The following is an 8,009-nucleotide window of genomic DNA, read 5'->3' as shown; positions in this document are numbered from 1 at the left end:
GAACTTTATACTTAATGGGCGGGAAGTTTGCTATTAATAGCCAAGAGCGCAACTGTTAATACCCCTTCCGCCAACTATAGACGGACGCGACAAGAAAAGCTGGGGTAAGAGCTATAATATTATGACTGAAGAGAATTTAAACAGGCTCTAAATCTGTGTGTATTATTGTTTACCCTTTAAACTTTCTTTCTTTTCGCATTGTTGAAGTGGCAATTATTAATCAAAACAGTAATCAATGATGCAAAGAGAAGAAAGTAATCTGTGAGGAACGGCATCAAGAGAAGCTGGCTAATGCCGATTGGTAAATGGCGGAATTTTACGCAACGTGGTGTCCTCATTGCCAGCGTATGAAATCTGTTGTTGAGGAATTTAAGAAGTTAATGGAAGGCGCGATCGAAGGGGTGGAAGTAGATGTAGACCGGGAAACTGCCCTTACGGATTTCTACATCATCGAAGCAACGCCTACATTTATCCTTTTCAGAAAAGGACAACAACTTTGGAGACAATCCGGCTAACTTACTTTGGAAAGACTGGAAAGAGTTGTGAAAGGATTCAAATATCGAAAAAGTATTAATAAAACAGGTACTATTTCTCAGAAAGTTTTAAATCATGTTATGAAACATGCTTTTTTATTTGGATAATTTGCAGATAATCGGAAAGTCCGTATCTTTGCATTGTGTTTTTCATAGTATTAGATTTAAGGTTAACAAAGGTTGGAGCAAGGCGTTGCTCCTTTTTTTATGCCCGTACCTCACTTTCTACTAAATAATATTGATTTAATAAAAAACAAGTTACCATGAACATCGACTTTATCACGCTTACTAAAGACAACCTAGGGAAAGAACATATCTGCTGCGCTTTCTCGGATAAGAAATGCCAGGAAAGTTATAACCTGAAAAAGGAATGGCTGAAGAAGCAATTTGAAAACGGGTATGTTTTTCGTCGTTTGAATGAGCGAGCGAAAGTATTTATCGAATATGGTCCGGCCGAAAACGGGTGGGTTCCTGTGAAGGCTGACAATTACTTGTTGATAAACTGCTTTTGGGTAGCTGGGCAGTATAAAGGAAAAGGGTATGCGAAAGCTCTGCTCCAAACTGCGATAGATGACGCTTTGCAGCAAGGTAAGGACGGTTTGGTGACAGTAGTAGGAACAAAGAAGTTTCATATTATGAGTGATACCAAATGGCTGTTGAGACAGGGATTTGTTGTTTGCGAACAGCTTCCGACAGGATTTAGTCTGTTGGTCAAGAAATTGAATGTTGATGCTCCGAATCCGACATTTAATGAATCTGTACGAACAGGAGAATGCCCTAATAAAAAGGGTATCACTGTTTATTTCTCCAACCGTTGCCCGTTTGCAGAATTTCATGTGATGAGTTCTTTGAAGGAAACCGCCGCTAAAAGAAATCTGCCTTTGGAGATTGTTAAACTGGAGACAATGGAGCAGGCACAGGCTGCACCTACTCCGGCTACGATATTCAGCTTGTTCTATGAAGGCAAGTTTGTCACAACGGATATCAGTGCTTGTATGGATAGCCGTTTTGATAAAGCGATAATAGGGAAATAAGCTAATTCAGTCTCAATTCATGCAAACATGCCTGTACTTCTTCCGGACTACCGGTATGTTTGCCTTCGTCATCGGATAGCTTGATACATTCCCGCCATTCTTGATTGACATTCATCTTGCATTGTGTCAGCTTCATGACAATGTTCGAAGGCTCGAATCCGGTGTCATTGGTGAGATTTGTCCCGATGCCGAAGGAACAACGGATTTTGTTCTTGCAATATTCCTGAATCTCCAGTGCTTTTGTGAAATCGAGGGCATTGCTGAAAACGATAGTCTTGGTGGTCGCGTCAATTCCCAGTTCTTTGTAACGGGATACCAGACTGTCTATAAATTCAAATTCATTACCGGAATCGCAGCGGACACCGTCAAATAGTTTCGCCTGTTTGCGGCTGAGATTGTTGAGGAAGATACCGGAAGTATAAGTATCGGATAAGGCAATGCCCAAATCACCGTCATAGACATTCTTTCGGATACAATGGCAAGCAGAGGTACTTCATACAGGGTAGCTTTATAGAGAAAATCACTGACTTCGATGCGAAGATGATGCGCCTCATCCAAATGTATCTTGATTTTATCCGGATGAAAGCGGAAGGATGACAGCCGTTCCCAATAAACTCTCGGAAGGAATCGGCAATTCCGTGTCATATATTCCAGTTCTTCTTCTGTAAGTCTCAATCGGCTTAGCTTATCAATTTCATTTTAAGTCTTTCCAGAAATTCTTCAGTATATTCAGTCTCATTTCTATCATGGAAGCTGAACTTGTTGAACGAAACTATTGTTTGATTGCCGATATTTCTTTCTTTTAATGTTTTCTAATTTATGAGAATAGGGCTAGAAGACTTTCAAGAAGGGGTAGAGACGGTACATCGTTACGGCAGATCAGTAATTGTACTTAAATCTTTGAGGCGTGCGATGTACCGTTTGATATTGTTTTATGATAATTCTACGGTTGGATTATGAGTGGTCAGTCCGCCATCTACGACGATTGTTTGTCCGGTGATATACCGGGCGTCGTTCGAGGCAAGAAAGGCAATGGTAGCTGCCACATCTTCCGGTTCACCCAAATAAGGTGTGGCACATTGCCCCAAAAAGATGTTGCGGACATCCTCATTCAGATTATCCAGGGCAGCGGGAGTCAGTATCAGTCCGGGCGCTACGGCGTTGCAACGGATATTCTTCTTGCCCAGTTGGGTTGCGATATATTTAGTCAGGTTGATGACACCTGCTTTGCTGGCTCCGTATAAAGTCCCGTTGGCATCGGCGGTCATTCCGCTGATAGATGCCACGTTTACAATATTCCCACCGCCGTGTGCCACCATGATTGGAATCACTTGTTGGGAGAGATACATGGTGCAGCAAAGGTTAAGGTGAAATACCTCGTCGAAGTAATTAATATCCAGTTTCTCGATACCCAGGTCACGTTTCGGATCGGTGCCGCCTACGTTGTTAATCAGTATATCCACTTGCCCGTACTCTTTCATGGCAAAGTCAATCAATTCTTTGCAGCTTTGCAGTTCGGTAGCGGAGAAATAAATGGGACGCACGTCAGCCCCCGATTGAGTGAGTTCGGCAGCAAGTTGCTCTGCTTTTTCTTTGGAGTGGTCGGCAATGATTACTTTGCCGCCTTCAGAAACAATGCGGCGTGTGGTTGCTTCGCCAATACCGCTGGCAGCACCGGTGATGATGACTACCTTATTTTCGAATCTATTCATATAATGAGAATTTGATGGTTACCTTCTATTTGAAACAAACGGGTGGGAGATTTGTTACCCATCTTAAACTCTCTTTAATAAGATTCGCTAACTTGTTTGAAAACTTTTACATTTCTCTTAGTCTATCACTCCTAAATATTTAAGAAAACTGCTAAATGTTAATGTCAGGTCGATTATTTGTTAATGCGCTTCCGAGAGTATTAAACCGTGTTATATTATCACCGGTTTTCACTCTGAAATTTGCTATTTACCAGAAAGATAGTACCTTTGTAATGTGTTTTTTTCATAAGTATTAGATTTAAGGTTAACAAAAGATTGGTTGCTCGCGATGAGTAGCCATTTTTTGTTTTTATACCCCTTGTGATTGTTTATTCCTTAATCATCGTCAATAATATCTTGAACTTCCTGTTCTTTTTTAACTTATCCGGTATGTATTGTTTGCTTATAACAAAAAAACGATTTTTATTGTTATACTACGAAAGACTTAATAAACAGAATATTATGAAGAAAAGAATCTTGTTTTTGGGAGCACTCGTAGGTGTTTTCTTATTGGTTCCTTGATCGGGTGGAAGCATGAAACAGGTCATGTCTGCGACCACTCCCGAAGAGTTGGACGACGCCAGTAAGGTGATAAACTATTATCATACATCTCTTATTGTGTTGAGACACGTAGCCAATGCGAAAGATGTGATTGCTGTGTTGGGATATATGGAACAGAACGGAAAAGTACCCGAAGTTGCTCCAATCGCACCGCCGGAAGTTTTCCAGCCATGCGAATGCTCTTTCAACAATCCATCGTTTCGGAATGATCTTGAACTTTGACGGGCATTCATCAGGTCTGAGGACGACTTCAAGTTCCCATTTGAATTTGTTAAATACTCAATCTGCAAGGCTTCCTCTATAGCCACCATCCGCAAGGATTTTAGCAAGACGAGGAAATTTGTAGGATAGCCTCTCAATGATGCCTTCGTTGCTCTACTTGCTGAAATAGTAGTATACGCTTTCCCGCGGAGCGAAATTCCTGGGAATCATGCGCCACTGGCAGCCTGTTTTGAGAAGATATAGAATCGCATTCATGGTGTTTCTGAGAGAATGTTTTCGCTTCCTTTCTTGCAGATTTATAATTTTTTCTATAACTTGCCACTGTTTATCAGTAAGGTTGGTTGAGTATTGTTTCATAAATCTAATTGATTGATAATCATAAAGCTATGAATGAATTGATAGTTAACCTGCTGATTTATAATGTATTATTCATTGCAATAACGTCTATTTTCAATAAATTTTAAAACAACTTCTAAAAAATACTCTATTTTACCGATACTATTTTATCCAAACAAAGCAGTTTTATATTGTAAATTTATATATATGATATGACTGTTTTTGTATAATTAACATTATGAACAATGTGACACGGATAAATCTGATTTTATAATATTATAACTGGTAAATATATGTAGCTTTTTGCTTTTGGTTATATGTTTAGTTTCGTTTTGGCGATTTGCTTTGTGTGCTATAAATTAATCAAATAACTATATGTGCTCATTTTTTATTTATAGAAGTCGGCTCTTGGTAATATTGATTATATTTGCAAAATATTATGCAATATATCGTATTAAATGATAATTAAATTCAATAACATAAAAATGTTACCTATTATTTGGAAAAACATTAAAAAACGTGATGACTTTTCTTCTTTTTCAGAACTATCATTAAAAGACATGTATATACACGAAATAAATTAATTTCAATTAAAATCAATAATAGTTTAAAGACAAAAATGAGAAAGTTTATTCTTTGGTTTGTCTTTCTTGCAGTGCTGACTGTCCAATCTCTCCATGCACAAGATTTCCTGGTAAAGGGTAAGGTCATTTCCCATGAGGATAATGAACCATTGATTGGCGTGTCAGTATTACAAGAAGGAAGTACCAATGGTATAGTTACTGATATCTACGGTAACTATACTCTTGAAATTAAAGGTACGGCAAAAGCCACATTAATTTTTTCTTATATCGGTATGCAGTCGCAAAAGCATGAAGTCAACGCCAGAACAGGTACGTTGAACGTTGTGCTCGAATCGGATGCAGAACTGATAGACGAAGTAGTGGTAGTAGCCTATGGTACTCGTAAGAAAGGAACCATTGCCGGTTCCGTAGCTACTGTGAAAGCAGAAAAGATGGAAAATGTTCCGGCAGCTGGTTTCGACCAGTCGCTGCAAGGACAGACGCCTGGACTGCAGGTTATCTCCAACTCCGGAGAGCCCAGCAAGGCGGCAGTTTTCCAGATTCGCGGTACGAACTCTATCAATTCGGGAACATCTCCACTGTTTATTCTTGACGGAGTACCCATCTCCAGTTCGGACTTCAACACCATCAGTCCGGGGGATATTGAATCTATCTCCGTGCTGAAAGATGCATCGTCCACCTCTATCTACGGAGCACGTGCAGCCAATGGTGTGGTAGTGATTACCACCAAAAGAGGACTGTCTATCGACAAAGCAAAAGTCACCTTACGTGCGCAGTATGGTATTTCTCAACTCGCATCTGATGATAAATGGATGCTGATGGATACTCCCGAACGTATCCGCTTTGAGCAGGAAATAGGAATAGATAAAGGACAGGATTATGAACTGCTCTCGCGCACCAATGTCAACTGGCTGAACGAAGTATTCAACGACAGCGCACCGTTGCAGAGCTACGAACTCTCGGTTAACCGTGCCACCGATCGTCTGAACTACTACGTTTCGGGCGGATTCTTCGATCAGGAAGGTATTGCACAAAGTTCCAATTTCCGCCGTTTCAACATGCGTGCCAATGCTGAAGTAAAAGCAAGCAACTGGCTCAAGGTAGGTACTAGCACGATGACCACTTACGAAGAAGTGCAGCAGGCGGAAGAAGGTGCTATGGCACTCTATACACCGATTGCCGGCTCACGTTTCATGCTCCCCTATTGGAATCCCTACAATGAAGACGGTTCGCTAGCTTCTGAAAATAACGGGACATGGACGGGAACGGGACAAAACCCGATTGAATGGATGGCTAATAATCCCGTGCAATATAAGAAATATAAATTATTGTCTACCGTATTTGCCGATATTACGCCAGTTAAAAACCTGACCATCCATACTCAGTTTGGTGTAGACTATACACATTCGACAGCCTTCATGCAGTCTTTCCCTAGCTATATCATCAACAACGAATCGGGTTCTGCCGGTCGCAGTTCGTCGGACATCCTCAGTTTGAGCGAAACCACCACGGCAAACTACCGTTGGGCACTGAACGACAACCATTCATTCAACTTCATGCTGGGACAAGAAGCAGTAAACTATCAGTCTACAGGTTTCCAGGCAATCGCAGTAGGGCAAGCACACGATATGCTCACAACTCTAAGTTCCGGTACGCGCGCTACCAGTTGGGTAGACAACAATAGTTCCTATTACTATCTGTCGTTCTTCTTCCGTGGCGAATACAATTTTAAGGACTTATATTATGCCGAAGCGGCAGTACGTACAGATGCTTCTTCGCGTTTTGGTAAACAGAACCGTTGGGGGGGCTTTTGGTCGCTTGGCTTCATGTGGAACATCAAGAACGAAGCGTTCCTGAAAGATGTTAAATGGTTATCGGGCGCACAAATAGCTCTGAGCACTGGTACGTCCGGTAACTCGGAAATACCTAACTACGACCATCTTGCATTGGTATCAGGAGGTCCCAACTATCTTGGGCAAGCTGGAATCTATCCTATGCAAAGCGGTAATTCGACTTTGGGTTGGGAACAGACATGGACCAACAACGTCGGTCTACGCTTGAGCTTTATCAACCGTATCGGTCTGGATGTTGACTTCTACCACAAGAAGACGACCAATATACTGATGCTCGTACCGCAATCATACGCATTGACTGGTGAGAAGAATCGTTGGGAAAACATAGGAGCAATGGTGAACCGAGGTGTAGAAATCTCAGCTAATGCAGACATTATCCGTACGAAAGACTTCACCTGGAACGTTAGTGCCAACGTTTCTTACAACAAGAATAAATTGGTGGAACTCTACAATGGCGTGACGGAGTATGTGCAATCTACCACTGGACTTAAGTTCGTTGTAGGACATCCCGTACACGAGTTCTTCCTCAATCGCTATGCCGGAGTGAACCCCGCCAACGGCGACGCTCTGTGGTACACAAAAGACGGCGAACTGACCACCGAATTCCGCGAAGAAGACAAAGTAATGACAGGTAAAACCTTCGATTCTCCTTGGGCAGGCGGTTTTGGGACAAGCCTTGCATGGAAAGGGCTTTCATTGTCGGCACAGTTCAGCTGGATGGCGAACCGCTGGGTGATGAACAACGACCGTTTCTTCGAAGAGAGTAACGGATTGTACAGTTCCTACAACCAGTCCAAACGACTTCTGTACGACAGATGGAAAAAACCGGGAGACGTCACAGACATCCCGCGCTATGGCGTAGTAGCACAACTTGATGATCGTTTCCTTGAAAACGCATCGTTCCTTCGTCTGAAAAATCTGACATTAGCTTACGTATTGCCGCAGGCATGGTTCAAGAAAAGTAATTTCTTCTCTTCCGCCCGCATCTACCTGCAAGGGCAGAACTTGCTGACCTTCACCAGATTCAAAGGGCTCGATCCTGAAGTGGCAAGCAATATCTATCGAGCACAATACCCAGCTTCGCGTCAGTTTACGTTAGGTGTTGAAGTTTCATTCTAAATATGATAGTAACAAA

At 41.8% G+C, this 8,009-nt stretch carries 4 protein-coding genes and 3 pseudogenes; 4 read left to right on the top strand and 3 right to left on the bottom strand.

Annotation, left to right across the window (positions count from 1 at the left end; translation table 11 throughout):
• The first annotated feature begins 257 nt into the window (after positions 1–257).
• Together NSB03_RS14800 and NSB03_RS14795 are read left to right on the top strand one after the other, a co-directional pair.
• Positions 258–515 (top strand): annotated as a pseudogene (locus NSB03_RS14800) (thioredoxin family protein).
• Between the two features lie 281 nt (positions 516–796).
• Positions 797–1,567, top strand: coding sequence for a GNAT family N-acetyltransferase (locus NSB03_RS14795; RefSeq protein ID WP_024987925.1), 771 nt, complete (start codon positions 797–799; stop codon positions 1,565–1,567).
• A 1-nt stretch (position 1,568) separates the two neighbouring features.
• Here NSB03_RS14795 and NSB03_RS14790 read toward each other — a convergent pair.
• Positions 1,569–2,325, bottom strand: a pseudogene (locus NSB03_RS14790) (beta/alpha barrel domain-containing protein); the annotation flags it as partial.
• A gap of 174 nt (positions 2,326–2,499) precedes the next feature.
• On the bottom strand, positions 2,500–3,279 hold the full coding sequence (hdhA, locus tag NSB03_RS14785) for a 7alpha-hydroxysteroid dehydrogenase (RefSeq protein WP_121767025.1): 780 nt from the start codon (positions 3,277–3,279) through the stop codon (positions 2,500–2,502).
• A gap of 501 nt (positions 3,280–3,780) precedes the next feature.
• Between hdhA and NSB03_RS14780 the strand changes: the two are divergent.
• Positions 3,781–4,041, top strand: a pseudogene (locus NSB03_RS14780) (DUF6845 domain-containing protein); the annotation flags it as partial.
• A gap of 213 nt (positions 4,042–4,254) precedes the next feature.
• Here NSB03_RS14780 and NSB03_RS14775 read toward each other — a convergent pair.
• The gene (locus NSB03_RS14775; protein ID WP_257466475.1) at positions 4,255–4,458 is read right to left on the bottom strand and encodes a transposase; all 204 of its coding nucleotides are present in this window, start codon (positions 4,456–4,458) and stop codon (positions 4,255–4,257) included.
• A gap of 598 nt (positions 4,459–5,056) precedes the next feature.
• On the opposite strand from NSB03_RS14775, the gene NSB03_RS14770 reads away from it, so the two are divergent.
• Positions 5,057–7,993 carry a SusC/RagA family TonB-linked outer membrane protein gene (locus tag NSB03_RS14770; protein WP_024987923.1) on the top strand — a complete coding sequence of 979 codons (2,937 nt, stop codon included), beginning with the start codon at positions 5,057–5,059 and terminating at the stop codon, positions 7,991–7,993.
• Positions 7,994–8,009 lie beyond the last annotated feature (16 nt).

This window comes from Bacteroides acidifaciens (genome assembly GCF_024623065.1).
GTDB classification, from domain to species: Bacteria; Bacteroidota; Bacteroidia; order Bacteroidales; family Bacteroidaceae; genus Bacteroides; species Bacteroides acidifaciens.
The sequence above is the reverse complement of the archived record's forward strand: the minus strand, read 5'-3'. Positions and strand labels throughout refer to the sequence as shown.